The sequence below is a fragment of the Mycobacterium sp. NGS26 genome (assembly GCF_059813025.1).
Window position 1 is genome coordinate 205718 of record NZ_JCALDU010000001.1, and the last position, 15053, is coordinate 220770.

Consider the following 15053-nt stretch of genomic DNA (forward strand, 5'->3'; position numbering starts at 1 on the left):
CCGCGTCGAGAACCCCACCTGATGGAATCGGAGCATGACCAAGTACGCGGCCTTCCTGCGCGGGGTCAACGTCGGCGGCGTCAATCTCAAGATGGCCGATGTCGCGGCCGCGCTGACCGACGCGGGATTCGACAACGTGCGCACGATCCTGGCCAGCGGCAACGTGCTGCTGGAGTCCGCCGGCACCGTCGCCGCGGTGCGGAAGAATGCCGAGACCGCCCTGCGCGAGAGATTCGGGTACGACGCGTGGGTGCTGGTCTACGACATCGACACGGTGCACGCCGTCGTCGACGCCTACCCCTTCGAGCGCGAGGTCGACGGGTATCAGTCCTACGTCACGTTCGTCGCCGACGCCGCGGTGCTCGACGAACTCGCCGCGCTGAGCCACAAGGCCGGCGCGGACGAGAAGATCAGCCGCGGCCCCGATCCCCTCGGCGTCGTCTACTGGCAGGTGCCCAAGGGCGCCACCCTGGACAGCACGATCGGCAAGACGATGGGCAAGCCGCGCTACAAGCCGTCGACCACGACTCGCAACCTGCGGACCCTGGATAAGGTGCTGCGGTGAGCGGCCACGAGCCATCGAAACAGCACGTCGCCCTCGGCGGTCTCTCCGAGACGGCCCTGCTGACGCTCAACGCACGGGCCCAGGAGGCCCGCCGCCCAAATCCCGTCCTGGACGATCCGCTGGCCATCGCGGTGGTCGACTCCATTGCGTTCGACTTCGCAAAGTTCGGTCGGCCACGCCAGGACACCGCGCTGCGCGCACGGGCCTACGACGCCCAGGCACTGGCCTATCTGGATCAACACCCGACCGCTACCGTGGTGGCACTCGCCGACGGCCTGCAGACGAGCTTCTGGCGGTTACAAGCGGCCCGACCCGACGGCCAATTCCGTTGGCTGACAGTCGATCTGCCAGAAGTCATCGATCTCCGCAACCGGCTGCTCCCCAGCTCGCCGCGGGTGCGCAACTGTGCCCAGTCCGCACTGGACTACAGCTGGATGAAATTGGTAGACCCCTCCGCCGGGGTGTTCATCACCGCCGAGGGGCTGCTGATGTATCTGCAGCCCGAGCAGGCGCTTGGATTGATCACCCAGTGCGCCAAGGCTTTCCCCGGCGGTCAGATGCTCTTCGACCTGCCCCCGGCCTGGATTGCGAAGGTGAAGCGCTCCGGAATACGAACCTCGCGGACCTACAAGAGCCCGCCGGTGCAGTTCAGGCTGTCGCGCAAGCAGGCGGCCGACCTGGCCAACACCGTGCCGGGTATCCGCGCGGTCCGCGATCTGCGCCTGCCCCCGGGACGGGGCCGGGTGTTCAACGCCGCCCTGTCGATCATGTACCGCAAGCGTTTTCTCGCCCCGCTGCGGCCGATCTTCACGCTGCTCGAATTCGGCTAGCCCGCGTCTTCATCGTCGGGCACTTCCTCGATGTAGCGCAGCGCGTCGGCCTTGCCCAACCCCAGGCCGCGGGCCACCCGGACGTATTCGCGGGCCGCGGCGGCCATCGCCGCGTCGGTCGGGTCGTAGCGGGCGACGAAAGTTCCGAAGCGGCCCCGGGTTTCGACGATGGCCGCGGTTTCCAGCTCCCGGTACGCGCGGGCCACCGTGTTGACCGCGACGCCGAGTTGGCCGGCCAGCTCCCGGACCGTCGGCAGCCGGGAGCCCGGCGGCAACGCGCCCTCGCGGACCCCATCGATGACCTGCGTCCTGAGCTGGTCGAACAACGGCTTGCCCGCCTTCAGGTCGACCTTCAGCCAGTCCGCCAGCTGCACGTACCCAGTATCACCCAGGCACCGCTATCTTGGTGGGATGCGAGTGACGGTGCTCAGTGGCGCGGGGATCTCCGCGGAGAGCGGCGTGCCGACCTTTCGCGACGACAAGAACGGGTTGTGGGCCCGCTTCGACCCGTACGAGTTGTCCAGCACCCAGGGGTGGCGCGACAACCCCGAACGGGTCTGGGGATGGTACCTGTGGCGCCATTACCTGGTCGCCGACGTCCAACCCAACGCCGGGCACCGGGCCATCGCCGACTGGCAGGATCACGTCGACGTCAGCGTCATCACCCAGAACGTCGACGACCTGCACGAGCGCGCCGGCAGCGCCCCGGTGCATCATTTGCACGGAAGCCTCTTCGAATTCCGTTGCGCGCGTTGCGATATGCCCTACAACGAGACATTGCCCGAGATGCGCGAACCGGCGCTGGAAGTCGAACCGCCGGTCTGCCGTTGCGGCGGCTTGATCCGGCCCGACATCGTGTGGTTCGGGGAGGCGTTGCCCGACGAACCGTGGCGGCGCGCGGTCGAGGCGACCGAGGCCGCCGACGTGATGGTGGTGGTGGGCACCTCGGCGATCGTCTACCCGGCGGCCGGCCTACCGGAACTGGCGCTGTCGCGCGGCACGGCCGTGATCGAGGTCAACCCCGAACCCACCCCGCTGACCCGCAGCGCCACCCTCAGCATCCGCGAGACCGCGAGCCAGGCGTTGCCCGGGCTGCTGAAGCGGCTGCCGGCCCTGCTCGGCTGACGGCCGGCGGCTGACCCGCGCGAAACGCTAGCACCGGCGCGCCCGGCCCAGCACCAACTCCGACACCGGCAGCGGCGCCCAGACCGGCAGCGTCCACTCCCGCCGGGAGCTGTCCACCTCGAATCCGGCGTCGAGGATGGCGCGCTCGGTGTCGCGGTGGGTGTGACAGTTACCAAACAGCCTGGGCCACAACGTCGAATCCGCAAGGCGCTGCAACCGGCCCCGCGCACCCGCGCTGGCCACATGCTCGAGATACCGAAGCTCCCCGCCCGGGCGCAGCAACGAGCGCAGCCGCCGCAGCACCGCGACGGGTTCGTGCACCGAACACAGCACCAGCGAGCACACGACCGCGTCGAAGGGCTTCTCGCCCTCGAACGCCTCCACGGTCTGGCCGGTCACCGCGATCGGAACGGGCGCGGCGGTGGCCGCGGCCCGGGCGCGCGCCGCCAGCCGCGGCTCGGGCTCCACGGCCACCACTTGCTCGACGGATTCCGGATAGAGGGCGAAGTTCGTCCCGATGCCCGCGCCGACCTCCAGCACCCGGCCCGACAGCCCGGCCACATTGTCCCGGCGCAGCACCCGCACCGCCTCGACCTCGCGGGCCGCGACGAGGGGCCAGATCCTGGCGAAGAACGGATTGTCGACGGTGGATGCCGATGCCGCCGCAGCCGTCATGGTCGGACTCCCTCACGATGTCGATGTGTCGGCTAACCAACCCGGGTCGCCGACTCCCACACTTCGTGCCCATTGTGCTGCACCGAGACCTCGACCGGGTCGAGTTGGACCTCTTCCGGCGGCCCCTCGCCGACGCCGAACCGCTCGTGCAGCCGCGCCAGCGGCTTGGGCGCCCACCAATTCCACCGGCCCATCACATGCATGAACGCCGGAACAAGCACCATCCGCACCAGGGTCGCGTCCGCGGCCACGGCAAGCGTCAGGCCGAGGCCGAACATCCGCATGAACGAGACGTGTGCGGCGATCAGCGCGGCGAACGACATCGACATCACCAGCGCGGCCGCGGTGATCACCCGCCCGGTCCGGGCGACGCCCAACGCGACACTCTCGTCGTTGGCGGCAGACGCCAGCCAGTATTCGCGGATCCGTGAAACCAGGAACACCTCGTAGTCCATGGACAGGCCGAAGGCGATGCAGAACAGCAGCACCGGCATGTTGGCGACCAGCGTGCCGCTCGGGGTCGTTCCCAGCGCGCCGAGATGACCGTCCTGAAAGATCCACACCAGCGCGCCGAACGCCGCGGTCAACGACAGGACATTGCACATCAGCGCCTTCACCGGCAACACCACGCTGCCGGTCAGCAGGAACAGCAACACGAAGGTGACGGCGGCCATCAGACCCAGCACGGTCGGAAGTCGATTCGTCACCGCGTCGACGCTGTCGCGGTTGACTTGCGCGACGCCGGCCATCTGCACGGGTCGGCCGGCCGGGCCGGGCACGGCGTGCAGGCTCTTCAGCTGAGCGTCGGAGGCCGCCGAGAACAGCGGCGCCACGCTGCTCACCGTCAGGAATGCGCTGCCGTCGGCCACCCCGGTGGCCGCCGCCGGCGGCCCCGCTCGCTTACCGCTCACGTACGTCCCACCCGGCGCCGACACCGCCGACACGTCGGGCACCCGGGACAGGTCGGCGGCGTACCGGTCCAGGTCGGCTCCGCTCACGCCGCTTGTGTCGGGAATGACGACGGGCACCGACGTCGAGGAATCGTGCGCGAAATTGGTGCGCAATTCGTCGCCGACCTGACGCGCCGACGCCGAACGTGGCAGCACCCGGTCGTCCGGGAACCCCCACTTCACCGAAATGAAGGGAAGCCCGAGCAGCACCAGCAGCGCGGCCACCGCCAGGCCGATCGGCAGCCAGCGGCGCATCACGAACCTGCTCGACCGGTACCAGAACCACTGCTCGACCGGCCTGCGCATCGGGTCGGGCCGGCGGAACACCCGCCGCAGCAGCCGGCGCACGTCGAGCGCGTTCAGCCGCGGCCCCAGCAACACGATCGCGGCCGGGGTTATCAGGATCGACGCCGTCGCGACGAAGGCCACCGTGGCCACGCCCGCGTAGGCGAACGACTTCAGGAAGTACATCGGGAACAGCGCCGTCGCCGACATCGACAGCGCCACGGTGACCGCCGAGAACAGCACCGTGCGGCCGGAGGTGGCCATGGTCCGGATCAGCGCCTCGTCGGGGTCACCGCCCTCGGCCAGCTCGTCGCGATAGCGGCTGACGATCAGCAGGGTGTAGTCGACGGCCAGCGCCAGGCCCAGCGCGGTGCTCAGGTTGAGCGCGAAGATCGACACCTCGGTGGTGAAGGTGACCAGCCGCAGCACGGACATCGAGCCGACCACCGCCAGCGCGCCCAGGATCATCGGCAGCGCGGCGGCCAGCAGGCCACCGAACACCCAGACCAGCACCAGGAAGCTCAGCGGGATCGCGATCGCCTCCATGACCAACAGGTCGTCCTGGTTCTGCCGGTTGATCTGGGCGTATTGCATCGCCGAGCCACCGGCGCGGACCGTGACGCCGTCGCGGTCGTGGACGAATTCGTCGGCAAGGGTTTGGGCGTTTTTCTGCGCGTTGTTCTCGCCGCCCTTGAGGTTGACCACGATCAGCCCGGACTTGCCGTCCTTGCTGACCAGATCGGCCGACGCACCGGGCGCCTCGGGAGGTCCCGTCCACGCCGAGGACACGTTGTAGACCAACGACGAGCGCCGCAACAGGTCGACCAGCTCGGTGCCCACCCTGCGGGCCGGTTCGCTGTCGGCGCCCGCGGGCGCCGCCACCAGGATCAGCATCTGCTGGCCGCTCTGCCCGAACGTGTCGGTCAGCACTGCGATGGCGTGGGCGGACTCCGAGCCGGGATCTTGAAAACCGCCGGGCGCCAGGCTCTTGGCGACGGGGATGCCGAACACCGCGGCGGCGATGAAGACCAACACCGCAACCGCGATGATGCGCCGCGGCGCCGCGATCGCCAGCCGGGCGGTCGCTTGCAGCATGTTCGTCCTATCCAGGCCACTAAGTTACAGGTGTCAAACAACACCTTCCCTGAGCACGCAGCCGGGCACCCGGATGGTTCAACGGCACGTCAAACCCGCATGACCATAAGAGTCCGGGAAGAAAAGCGGGTCGCGATCAGGCCGCTCACCGGCCCGATCCGTGGCCCGACGCGGGCGAACCTACCCGTCAGTAAATTGCCACCATTTTCCGAATCGTGACTCAAAGATTCCTTAATGGTGGCCCATACGCTCATCCTCATGTGGATCGACGACTCGAGTGCCGACGTCATCAAGGCTGACTTCGAGGCCCTTTACCACGGCGACATGCTGGTGGAAGGTGAGACCTCCGAGCAGTTCGAAGACTCGCACCCGCTGCCTACGGCAAGCTGACCGCCATGAGCATGGTCGCGCGGCTACTCATGGCCGATTCCGCCGTTATCCGATGGTTCCGTCGATAACCTTCGTTCTTGATTCCTAGACAGCCCTCCGCATGCGGGGGGCTTTCTTTTTGCCGGCGAGCAGACGCGAAAGCGCCCGAAAACGTTCGTTTTCGGGCGCTTTTGGGTCTGCTCGGCCTCGACCCGTCAGCGCGGCGCCATCCGGATGGCGCCGTCGAGGCGGATCACCTCGCCGTTGAGCATCGGGTTCTCGACGATGTGCACCGCCAGCGCGCCGTATTCGTCGGGCTTGCCCAGCCGCGACGGGTGCGGCACCTGCTTGCCCAGCGACTCCCGGGCCGGTTCCGGCAGGCCCGCCAGCAGCGGGGTGTCGAACAGGCCCGGCGCGATCGTCACGACCCGGATCGCCTTGCTGGCCAGGTCGCGGGCGATCGGCAACGTCATGCCGACCACGCCGCCCTTGGACGCAGAGTAGGCGGCCTGCCCGATCTGGCCGTCGAACGCGGCCACCGAGGCGGTGTTGATGATGACGCCGCGTTCCTCGCCGATCGGTTCGGTCTTGGCGATCCGCTCGGCCGCCAGCCGCAGCACGTTGAAGGTGCCGACCAGGTTGATCTCCACGATCTTGCGGAACGCGTCGAGCGGGAAGACGCCGTCCTTGCTGAGCACCCGGATGGCGTTGCCGGTGCCGGCGCAGTTGACCACGATGCGCAGCGTGCCCATCGACTCGGCCGCGTCCAGCGCGCGGGAGACGGCGGCCTCGTCGGTGACGTCGGCCTGGGCGAACCGCGCCCGGTCGCCGAGCTCGCGAACCGCGTCCTCGCCGCGCAGGTCCAGCACCACCACCTGCGCGCCGGCATCCAGCAGCCGCTTGGTGGTGGCCAGGCCCAGGCCCGACGCGCCTCCGGTGACGACCGCTACCGCGTCCTTGATCTCCATCCGAGTCCTTCCCCTATCGTCCGACCCATCCTGCCAACCAGTTGGTTGGGAACTATACCCAGTCGCGGAGTACGGCTTCGGCATCGGCCACCGACGCGGGCCGCGGGGTCTCGGGCGCCGTGCGCGAGAACCGCGGAGCCGGCCGCGGCTGCAGGCCGCCGTTGACCTCGTAGAAGGTGTTCCGCTCGGTGATGTGCGGCTCGGTCTGCACCTCACCGAATGCCAGCACCGGCGTCACGCAGGCGTCGGAGTCGGCGAACACCTTCGTCCAGTGATCGCGGTCGTGGGCGGCGAACGCGTCGGTCAGCACCGCCCGCAGCTCGGGCCAGCGGGTGGTGTCGTTCTGCGCCGGCAGCTTGGCGGCGTCCAGGCCGAGCCCGGCCAGCATGGCCGCGTAGAACTGCGGTTCGATGGCGCCGACGGCGACGTAGCGGCCGTCGGCGCACTCGTAGGTGTCGTAGTAGGGCGCGCCGCCGTCGAGCATGTTGGTGCCGCGCTCGTCGGTCCACATGCCGGACGCGCGCATCTGCCACATCATCTGGATCAGCACGCTCGACCCGTCGACCATCGCGGCGTCGACGACCTGACCCTTGCCGGAGCGCTGCCGCTCCCACAGCGCGGACAGGATGCCGACCAACAGGAACATCGAGCCGCCGCCGAAGTCACCGACCAGGTTCAGCGGCGGCACTGGCCGCTCGTTGGCCCGGCCGATGGCGTGCAGGATCCCGTTCAGCGAGATGTAGTTGATGTCGTGGCCGGCCTGCTGACTGCGCGGGCCGGTTTGACCCCACCCGGTCATTCGGGCGTAGATCAGCCCGTCGTTCACCGCGGCGCACTGCTCGGGTCCGATGCCGAGGCGCTCGGTGACGCCGGGGCGATACCCCTCGATCAACACGTCGGCCTTGGCGACGAGTTTGAGCAAAAGTTCGCGTCCCTCGTCGGACTTGAGGTCGGCGGCCACGATGCGCCGATTGCGGCTCATCGCGTCCTTGGCCACACCCCCCGGGGCGCCCGACGGGCGCTCGACGCGCACCACGTCGGCACCCAGGTCCCCCAGGATCATGGCGGCATGCGGCCCGGGCCCAATGCCAGCCAGCTCCACAACACGTAGTCCACTCAGCGGTCCCGCCATGGTGTAGCCCCTTGGTCTGCTTTGGTCTGCTTCCGACGTCGTTCGCATCTTCGCAGCCGCGTTCTTCGGCCGCGCACCCGGTCGCCTAGGGTGAGCGCATGCCGCAATCCGTAGTCGACGCACTGGCCCCCGTCGCGGGCCTCGACGTCACGCTGGCCGACGGCGTGCTGTCGGTGACCATCGACCGCCCCGACAGCCTCAACTCGGTCACCACGGCGGTGCTGGCCGGCATCGCCGACGCGATGGAACGCGCGGCCACCGATCCGGACGTCAAGGTGGTGCGGCTGGGCGGTGCGGGCCGCGGCTTCTGCTCCGGAGCGGGCATGGGCGCCGACGACGTCGGCAGCGGCGGCCCGGGTGCCGAGATCATCGCGGAGGCCAACCGCGCGATTCGGGCCATCACCGCGCTGCCGCGGCCTGTCGTCGCCGTCGTGCACGGGCCGGCGGCCGGCGTCGGCGTCTCCCTCGCCCTGGCGTGCGACCTCGTATTGGCTTCTGACACAGCGTTTTTCATGCTTGCCTTCACGCAGGTCGGGTTGATGCCCGACGGCGGCGCGTCGGCGTTGGTCGCGGCGGCGGTCGGCCGGATCCGCGCGATGCGGATGGCGCTGCTCGCCGAGCGGCTGCCGGCCGACGAGGCGCTGTCGGCGGGCCTTGTCACCGCGGTCTATCCCGCCGAGGAGTTCGACGCCGAGGTCGACAAGGTGATCTCGAAGTTGTTGCGGGGACCCGTCGTCGCGTACGCCAAGACCAAGGAAGCCATCAACGCGGCCACGCTGACCGAGCTCGACGGCGCGCTGGAACGCGAATTCCGCGGCCAGTCGGCGCTGCTGCGGTCGCACGACTTCATCGAGGGCGCAACGGCATTCCAGCAGCGCCGCACCCCCAACTTCACCGACCGCTGAGGGCTTTTCGCGGTTCTAGACGCCGAACAGCGGGGGCAACGCCAGCACCATGATCAGCCCCCACACGAAGTGGGTCAGGATCGGGGCCAGCACGCCGCCGCTGGCCCGGCGCTCCAGGGCACACACCGTCCCCAGGACGATCGCGGCGAACCCGAGCATGAGGTTGCCACTGGCCATCGTCGCGCCCGTGTACAGCAGGGTCGAAATCACCGCCGGATGGTAGCGGCCCAACGCGCTGTAGAGCGCGCCGCGGAAGAACACCTCCTCGGCTACGCCGTTGATCACCGTGATCGCCACGATCGGCCAAAACGATCCGTGATGGGCGAACGCGAGCACCCGGCCGATCGGCCCGGCGACGGCCGGAATCTCCCGCACGATCATGCCGCCCAGCACGAACGCGCCGCCGAGGACGAGACCGATGGTGGTGCCGGTGATCACCGGGCGCTGGTTGCGCCCGCGCCAGCAGATGCCGCCCAGGTGCAGCGGACCCGAGGTGAATCCGCCGACGAACCACACCGCCGCCAGCGCCAGGGTCAGCCAATAAAAGCTCGATTCGCCCGGATGACGCCGCAGCGAGAATCCCAGCACGGCGGCGCCGATCACCAGCGTGACGCCGACGACGATGCGCCGGCGCCGCACCACCGCGGGCGATTCGTTATGTGGCACAGCGACATTGGTGACCGCGCGGCGCAGCTCGGAAAGCACACTGGCGCGGTAGGGGGTGCTGGGCTGGCTCATGCTGGGCGCACTTTCGGGGTGAGGGTGACCAGGATGTCGAGGCCGGTTCGAAGCGCCCCGGCGATGGGACCGGGAATGACGTTCAGCAACCCGAGGGTGGGCCGCGCCGGCGGCGGCGTCACCGCGCGCGCGAGCCGACCGATGCGCAGCGCATCCCCGCCGGCCCAACCGGGATCGGTGTCGGCGAGGCGATGGGGATCGGCCAGGGCGTTGACGGGCGGCGGCGGGCGGTCGGTTCGGTCGGCCAAGGCCAGCGCGATGGCATCGTCGACGGACAGCAGGCCGCCGGGCGGGTCGGGGACCAGGTCGCGCAGGCCGCTGCCGGACGCGACCATCGGGTGATCCAGCGACTCGACCAGCTCGCCGGCCAAGCCCGGCGGCACCGGCAGCGCGATGCCGGTGATCAGTGACGCCAGCGCGGTGTCGACCACCCCGCCGACCGGGACGGCGGCATGCCACCGGCCGGAAATGCGCGCATACGTCTGCAGCAGCTCCCGGTAGGACGTGGTGTCGGGGCCGGCGATGTCGTAGCCGCCCGCGGGAACCCGCTCCGGGTCGGCGGCAGCAACCAGATAGTGCAGCGCGTCGCGAATGGAGATCGGGTCGATGGGGTTGGTCATCCAGTCCGGTATCGGCATCAGCGGGAACCGATCGCCGACGTAGCGCATCATCTCGAACGACGTGGAGCCGGCGCCGATGATCATCGCCGCCCCCAGCCAGACCAGTTCGGGGCCGCCCTCGACGGTCAGGGCGTCGGCGACCTCGGCGCGGCTGGCCAGGTGCTCCGATATTTCGCCGTCGGGCACGAAGCCGCCCAGGTAGACGATGCGTCGCACGCCGGCGTCGCGGGCCGCGGCCGCCACGTTGTACGCCGCGGCCCTGTCGGCGTCCCGGAAATCGCGCTGCCCGATCGCGTGTACCAGGTAATAGATCACGTCGACGCGACCCGCTGCGTCCAGAGCCGCCCGCGCCGACGCCGGATCGCAGGCATCCATCCGGACCGCCGCGACGTCGTCGAACCACCCGAAACGGTTGAGACGCGCCGGGTTTCGACTGGCCGCCACCACCTGGTGCCGGTCCGCCAGCAGCGCCGTGACCAGGCGCGACCCCACATAACCCGTGGCGCCGGTGACCAGAACCCGCATACTCCCGACCCTAGCGGGCGGCGGGGTCCGTCGAGGCGCGGTGCAGGTCCAGCAGCCGCCGGTACACCTCGGCGTTGTGCATGTTGTTGGCGACCTCGGCCGCGCTGAGCTCGCGTTGCACCCGGGCCGGCACACCGGTCACCAGCGACCGGGCCGGCACCACCATGCCCTGCGGCACCACCGCGCCGGCGGCCACCAGCGCGCCGGCGCCGACCAGTGCGCCGTTGAGGATGACCGCCCCCGAGCCGATCAGCGCGTCGTCCTCGACGGTGCACCCGTGGATGACGGCGTTGTGCCCGACGCTCACCCCGGCCCCGATGCGCACCGGGAATTCCTTGTCGACGTGGACGGTGACGCCGTCTTGGATGTTGGTTCCGAACCCGACCTCGATCTGCTCGGCCTCCGCCCGCAGCGTCGCGGAATACCAGACGCTGACCCTGGCCGCGAGGCTGACCTTTCCGATCACGCTGGCGTTGGGCGCCACCCAGGACTCGGCGTGCAGCACGGGCGCATGGCCCCGAATGGAGACAATCAGCGGCGCGGACATGGACGTCATCGTAAATGCCCGCAAGCCAACCGTTTACCGGGCTGCGCTTGAACCGATTCCGGGGCCCCACCGTCAACCGGTATGTGGACCCCGCTGGCGTGGTAGTGCCCGCCCACGAGATAGTGAAGAGATGTACTACCTGCTGATCCTGGCGGTCGGGATCGAGCGCGTGGCGGAGCTGGCGGTCTCCACGCGGAACGCGCGGTGGTCTTTTGCCCAGGGCGCCAAGGAGTTTGGTCGTGGGCACTACGGGTTGATGGTCGCGATCCACACCGCGCTGCTGCTGGGCTGCATCGTCGAACCGTGGGCGCTGCACCGGCCGTTCATCGCCTGGCTCGGCTGGCCGATGCTGGCCGTGGTGGCGCTGAGCCAGGGGCTGCGCTGGTGGTGCATCGCGACGCTGGGGCGGCGGTGGAACACCAGGGTGATCGTGTTGCCGGACGCGCCGCTGGTGCGGGCCGGCCCCTATCGGTGGCTGCATCACCCGAACTATGTTGCAGTGGTGGCCGAAGGATTTGCGCTGCCGTTGGTGCACACGGCGTGGCTGACCGCGGCCGTTTTCACCGTCGCCAATGCGGTGTTGCTGAGGGTGCGCGTGCACGTGGAGAACTCCGCGCTGGGCTACACATGACGAACCGCGCCGGCGACGATGCAGAGCGAAGCGATGAGGAGGAACGGCGCTGATGTCCTACGACACCGACCTGCTCATCGTCGGCGCCGGCCCGGCGGGCCTCGCCACGGCGTTACATGCGCGCGGGCAAGGACTTTCGGTGATCGTCGTCGAGCCGCGGGAGAGCCCCATCGACAAGGCGTGCGGCGAGGGGCTGATGCCCGGCGGGCTCGGCGAGCTGATGTCGTTGGGGGTGGACCCGGTCGGCATGCCGTTTCACGGCATCGCCTACGTCAGCGAACATCGTCGGGCCGAGGCGCGGTTTCGCGGCGGCCCGGGCCGGGGCGTGCGGCGCACCACGTTGCACGCGGCGCTGGCCGCGCGGGCCAAAGAGCAAGACACCGAATGGATCCGGGCGAAGGTGACGACCGTCGAGCAGGACGCGCGCGGCGTGACGGCCGCCGGGGTGCGTGCGAAATGGTTGGCGGCGGCCGACGGATTGCATTCGGCGGTGCGACGCGCGGTGGGCATCAAGGCGGTCGCCGGAAGACCGCGGCGTTACGGCGTGCGCCGGCATTACCGGGTACCGGTGTGGTCGGAGTTCGTCGAGGTGTACTGGTCGCGCTGGGGTGAGGCGTACGTGACGCCGGTGGAACCGGATCTGGTGGGGGTGGCGATCCTGTCTCGCGGACAACCCGACCTCGCCTGGTTCCCGCGTCTGGCGGGGCACCTGGCGGGCGCCGACCGCGGACCGGCACGGGGCTGCGGCCCGCTGCGACAGGTGGTCTCCCGCCGGGTCGCGGGCCGGGTGCTATTGGTGGGCGACGCGGCGGGCTACGAGGACGCGCTGACCGGCGAGGGCATCAGCCTCGCGGTCAAGCAGGCGGCCGCGGCGGTCGGGGCGATCGTCGACGACGCTCCGTCGTCATACGAGGCCGCGTGGCACCGGATCACCCGCGATTACCGGCTACTGACGCGCGCGCTGGTGCTGGCCAGCACGCCCCGGGTGATGCGCCGCGCCGTCGTGCCGGCGGGTGTGCTGCTGCCCGGCGCGTTTCGGGCCGGGGTGAACGTCCTGGCGCACTGATCAGCGAGCCTTCCAGACCGGCTCCCGCTTCTCGGCGAACGCCAGCGGGCCCTCCCTGGCGTCCTCGGACCTGATCAGCGAACGCATCTCGCGCACGGTGCGCTCCCAGCCCGCTTCGTCGTCGGCGATGACGCCGTCGTCGACCCCGTAGGCGATGCGCTTGCTGGCCTGCACCGACAGCGGCGCGTTGACGGTCACCCGCGCCGCCAGGGCCAGGGCCGCATCCAGCACCGAGCCGTCGGTGACCACCTGGTTGACCAGGCCCCACTCGCACGCGTCGGATGCCGTCAGCGGGTCACCGGTCAGCAGCAGCTCCATCGCCACCTTGCGGGGCAGCTGTTGCGCGATCCGGAACACCCCGCCGGCGGCGGCGATCAGCCCGCGCTTGACCTCCGGCAGCCCGAATTGGGCGCGCTCGTGGGCCACCACCAGGTCGCTGGCCAGCGCCAGCTCGGTGCCGCCCCCGAACGCGGTGCCGTTGACCGCGGCGATGGTGGGCTTGTCAATGAAGTGGTGGACGTAGCCGGCGAAGCCCCACTCGGGATGGTCGGGGTGATACAGGTTTTCCCGCCGCGAGATCGCCTTGAGGTCGGCGCCGGCGCAGAACGACTTGTCGCCGGCGCCGGTGAGCACCACCGCCCGCACCTCGGGGTCGTGCTGCGCCTCCTCGAGGGCGTCGCCGACGCCGATGCTGACGGCGGCGTTCACCGCGTTGCGCGCTTCCGGCCGGTTGATGGTTATCACCATCACGTTGCCGCGGCGCTCGGCCAGGGCCCCCGGCGCGTCGGTCACAACAGTTCCACGATGGTGGCGTTGGCCTGGCCGCCGCCCTCACACATCGTCTGCAGGCCGTAGCGAATTCCCTTGTCCCGCATGTGGTATAGCAGCGTGGTCATCAGCCGCGCGCCCGAACCGCCGAGCGGATGACCGAGCGCGATCGCCCCGCCGTTGGGGTTGAGCTTCTTCTCGTCGGCGCCTATGTCCTTGAGCCAGGCCAGCGGCACCGGCGCGAACGCCTCGTTGACCTCGTAGGCGCCGATGTCGCCGATGGACAGCCCGGACTTCTTCAGCACCTTCTGCGTCGCCGGGATCGGCGCGGTCAGCATGATCACCGGGTCGGCCCCGGCCAGCGTCGCCGTGTGCACCCTGGCCAGCGGCTTGAGCCCCAACGACTTGGCCTTCTCGGCGGACATGAACAGGATGGCGGCCGAGCCATCGGAGATCTGCGAGGAGTTACCCGCGTGGATCACGCCGTCTTCCTTGAACGCCGGCTTCAGCGAGGCCATCTTCTCCATCGGCGTGCCGCGGCGGATGCCCTCGTCCTTGAGGACGACGTTGCCGTCCTGGTCCTTGATGCCCACGATCTGGTCGTCGAAGGCACCGGAATCCTGTGCCGCCGCAGCCTTTTCGTGCGATCCCAGCGAGAACTCGTCGAGCGCGAGCCGGTCGAGGCCCCACTGCTCGGCGATCATCTCGGCGCCGATGCCCTGGTTGGGCGTCTGGCGGTACCGCTCCTTGAAGGCCTTCGGGTACGGGTTGCCGCCGTTGGCCAGCGACGAGCCCATCGGGGTCCGCGACATCGACTCCACACCGCCGGCGACGACGACGTCATAGTGCCCGGCCACCACGCCGGCGGCGGCGAAATGGATCGACTGCTGGCTCGACCCGCACTGGCGGTCGACGGTCACGCCCGGCACGGTCTCCGGCCAGCCGGCCGCCAGCAGCGCGGTGCGGCCGATGTCGAGGGCCTGTTCGCCGGCCTGCATGACGCAGCCCCAGATGACGTCGTCGACGATCCCGGGGTCGATGCCGGCCTTGTCGACCAGACCGTTGAGTACCTGCGCGGACAGGTCGGCCGGGTGCACCCCGGACAGCCCGCCGTTGCGTTTCCCGATCGGTGAGCGCACTGCCTCGACGATGACGGCTTCAGCCATGATGATGTCTCCTTTGACTCCGGGGTCTTGCGTCGATTGTCAACCAACGCGTTGGGCGGTTGCTGAGCGGGGTGGTCCTGGGAGCGTTTGACG

At 69.7% G+C, this 15053-nt stretch carries 17 protein-coding genes; 7 read left to right on the forward strand and 10 right to left on the reverse strand.

The window, feature by feature from the left end; all coding sequences use genetic code 11:
• Positions 1–34 precede the first annotated feature (34 nt).
• Positions 35–565 (forward strand): DUF1697 domain-containing protein, encoded by a 531-nt coding sequence (locus tag AC5Y6X_RS00950; protein WP_499983622.1) that lies wholly within the window; start codon positions 35–37, stop codon positions 563–565.
• On the forward strand, positions 562–1395 hold the full coding sequence (locus AC5Y6X_RS00955) for a class I SAM-dependent methyltransferase (protein WP_499983623.1): 834 nt from the start codon (positions 562–564) through the stop codon (positions 1393–1395). The genes AC5Y6X_RS00950 and AC5Y6X_RS00955 overlap by 4 nt, the downstream gene beginning before the upstream one ends.
• On the opposite strand, the gene AC5Y6X_RS00960 is transcribed toward AC5Y6X_RS00955, so the two are convergent.
• Positions 1392–1769: an Rv1152 family transcriptional regulator gene (locus tag AC5Y6X_RS00960; protein WP_499983625.1), complete on the reverse strand. Its 378-nt coding sequence runs from the start codon at positions 1767–1769 to the stop codon at positions 1392–1394. The two genes, AC5Y6X_RS00955 and AC5Y6X_RS00960, sit on opposite strands and share 4 nt — an antisense overlap.
• Before the next feature lie 37 nt (positions 1770–1806).
• Here AC5Y6X_RS00960 and AC5Y6X_RS00965 point away from each other — a divergent pair, with 37 nt between their 5' ends.
• Positions 1807–2520 carry an NAD-dependent deacylase gene (locus AC5Y6X_RS00965; RefSeq protein ID WP_499983626.1) on the forward strand — a complete coding sequence of 238 codons (714 nt, stop codon included), beginning with the start codon at positions 1807–1809 and terminating at the stop codon, positions 2518–2520.
• Positions 2521–2547: 27 nt separating this feature from the next.
• Here the strand turns inward: AC5Y6X_RS00965 and AC5Y6X_RS00970 are convergent, their stop codons facing one another.
• Both AC5Y6X_RS00970 and AC5Y6X_RS00975 read right to left on the reverse strand, forming a co-directional pair.
• Positions 2548–3195 carry a methyltransferase domain-containing protein gene (locus AC5Y6X_RS00970; protein ID WP_499983627.1) on the reverse strand — a complete coding sequence of 216 codons (648 nt, stop codon included), beginning with the start codon at positions 3193–3195 and terminating at the stop codon, positions 2548–2550.
• 32 nt (positions 3196–3227) lie between these two features.
• Complete coding sequence (locus tag AC5Y6X_RS00975) at positions 3228–5525, reverse strand: MMPL family transporter (protein ID WP_499983628.1); 2298 nt, start codon at positions 5523–5525, stop codon at positions 3228–3230.
• Between the two features lie 258 nt (positions 5526–5783).
• On the opposite strand from AC5Y6X_RS00975, the gene AC5Y6X_RS00980 reads away from it, so the two are divergent.
• Complete coding sequence (locus tag AC5Y6X_RS00980; protein ID WP_139329413.1) at positions 5784–5915, forward strand: hypothetical protein; 132 nt, start codon at positions 5784–5786, stop codon at positions 5913–5915.
• A gap of 194 nt (positions 5916–6109) precedes the next feature.
• Here the strand turns inward: AC5Y6X_RS00980 and AC5Y6X_RS00985 are convergent, their stop codons facing one another.
• The gene (locus AC5Y6X_RS00985; protein ID WP_499983630.1) at positions 6110–6862 is read right to left on the reverse strand and encodes a 3-hydroxyacyl-CoA dehydrogenase; all 753 of its coding nucleotides are present in this window, start codon (positions 6860–6862) and stop codon (positions 6110–6112) included.
• Positions 6863–6914: 52 nt separating this feature from the next.
• Entirely contained in the window at positions 6915–7994 is a 1080-nt protein-coding gene (locus AC5Y6X_RS00990; RefSeq protein WP_499983631.1) for a CaiB/BaiF CoA transferase family protein, read from the reverse strand.
• 98 nt (positions 7995–8092) lie between these two features.
• Here AC5Y6X_RS00990 and AC5Y6X_RS00995 point away from each other — a divergent pair, with 98 nt between their 5' ends.
• Positions 8093–8899 (forward strand): enoyl-CoA hydratase, encoded by an 807-nt coding sequence (locus AC5Y6X_RS00995; protein WP_499983632.1) that lies wholly within the window; start codon positions 8093–8095, stop codon positions 8897–8899.
• A 15-nt stretch (positions 8900–8914) separates the two neighbouring features.
• Here AC5Y6X_RS00995 and AC5Y6X_RS01000 read toward each other — a convergent pair whose 3' ends face one another.
• Genes AC5Y6X_RS01000 through AC5Y6X_RS01010 form a run of 3 tightly spaced genes read right to left on the reverse strand, consistent with a single transcriptional unit; the run spans position 8915 to position 11338 of the window.
• A complete protein-coding gene (locus AC5Y6X_RS01000; RefSeq protein WP_499983634.1) occupies positions 8915–9637 on the reverse strand; it encodes a CPBP family intramembrane glutamic endopeptidase in 723 nt (240 codons plus the stop codon).
• The gene (locus AC5Y6X_RS01005) at positions 9634–10782 is read right to left on the reverse strand and encodes an NAD(P)H-binding protein (RefSeq protein ID WP_499983635.1); all 1149 of its coding nucleotides are present in this window, start codon (positions 10780–10782) and stop codon (positions 9634–9636) included. Before AC5Y6X_RS01005 ends, AC5Y6X_RS01000 begins: the two co-directional genes overlap by 4 nt.
• Before the next feature lie 10 nt (positions 10783–10792).
• Entirely contained in the window at positions 10793–11338 is a 546-nt protein-coding gene (locus tag AC5Y6X_RS01010; RefSeq protein ID WP_420715859.1) for a gamma carbonic anhydrase family protein, read from the reverse strand.
• A gap of 121 nt (positions 11339–11459) precedes the next feature.
• On the opposite strand from AC5Y6X_RS01010, the gene AC5Y6X_RS01015 reads away from it, so the two are divergent.
• Together AC5Y6X_RS01015 and AC5Y6X_RS01020 are read left to right on the forward strand one after the other, a co-directional pair.
• On the forward strand, positions 11460–11960 hold the full coding sequence (locus AC5Y6X_RS01015) for an isoprenylcysteine carboxyl methyltransferase family protein (RefSeq protein WP_499983637.1): 501 nt from the start codon (positions 11460–11462) through the stop codon (positions 11958–11960).
• A 49-nt stretch (positions 11961–12009) separates the two neighbouring features.
• Positions 12010–13026 (forward strand): NAD(P)/FAD-dependent oxidoreductase, encoded by a 1017-nt coding sequence (locus AC5Y6X_RS01020; protein WP_499985158.1) that lies wholly within the window; start codon positions 12010–12012, stop codon positions 13024–13026.
• Here the strand turns inward: AC5Y6X_RS01020 and AC5Y6X_RS01025 are convergent, their stop codons facing one another.
• Together AC5Y6X_RS01025 and AC5Y6X_RS01030 are read right to left on the reverse strand one after the other, a co-directional pair.
• Positions 13027–13818 (reverse strand): crotonase/enoyl-CoA hydratase family protein, encoded by a 792-nt coding sequence (locus AC5Y6X_RS01025; RefSeq protein WP_499983639.1) that lies wholly within the window; start codon positions 13816–13818, stop codon positions 13027–13029.
• Positions 13815–14960 (reverse strand): thiolase family protein, encoded by a 1146-nt coding sequence (locus AC5Y6X_RS01030; RefSeq protein WP_499983640.1) that lies wholly within the window; start codon positions 14958–14960, stop codon positions 13815–13817. The genes AC5Y6X_RS01025 and AC5Y6X_RS01030 overlap by 4 nt, the downstream gene beginning before the upstream one ends.
• Between the last annotated feature and the right edge of the window lie 93 nt (positions 14961–15053).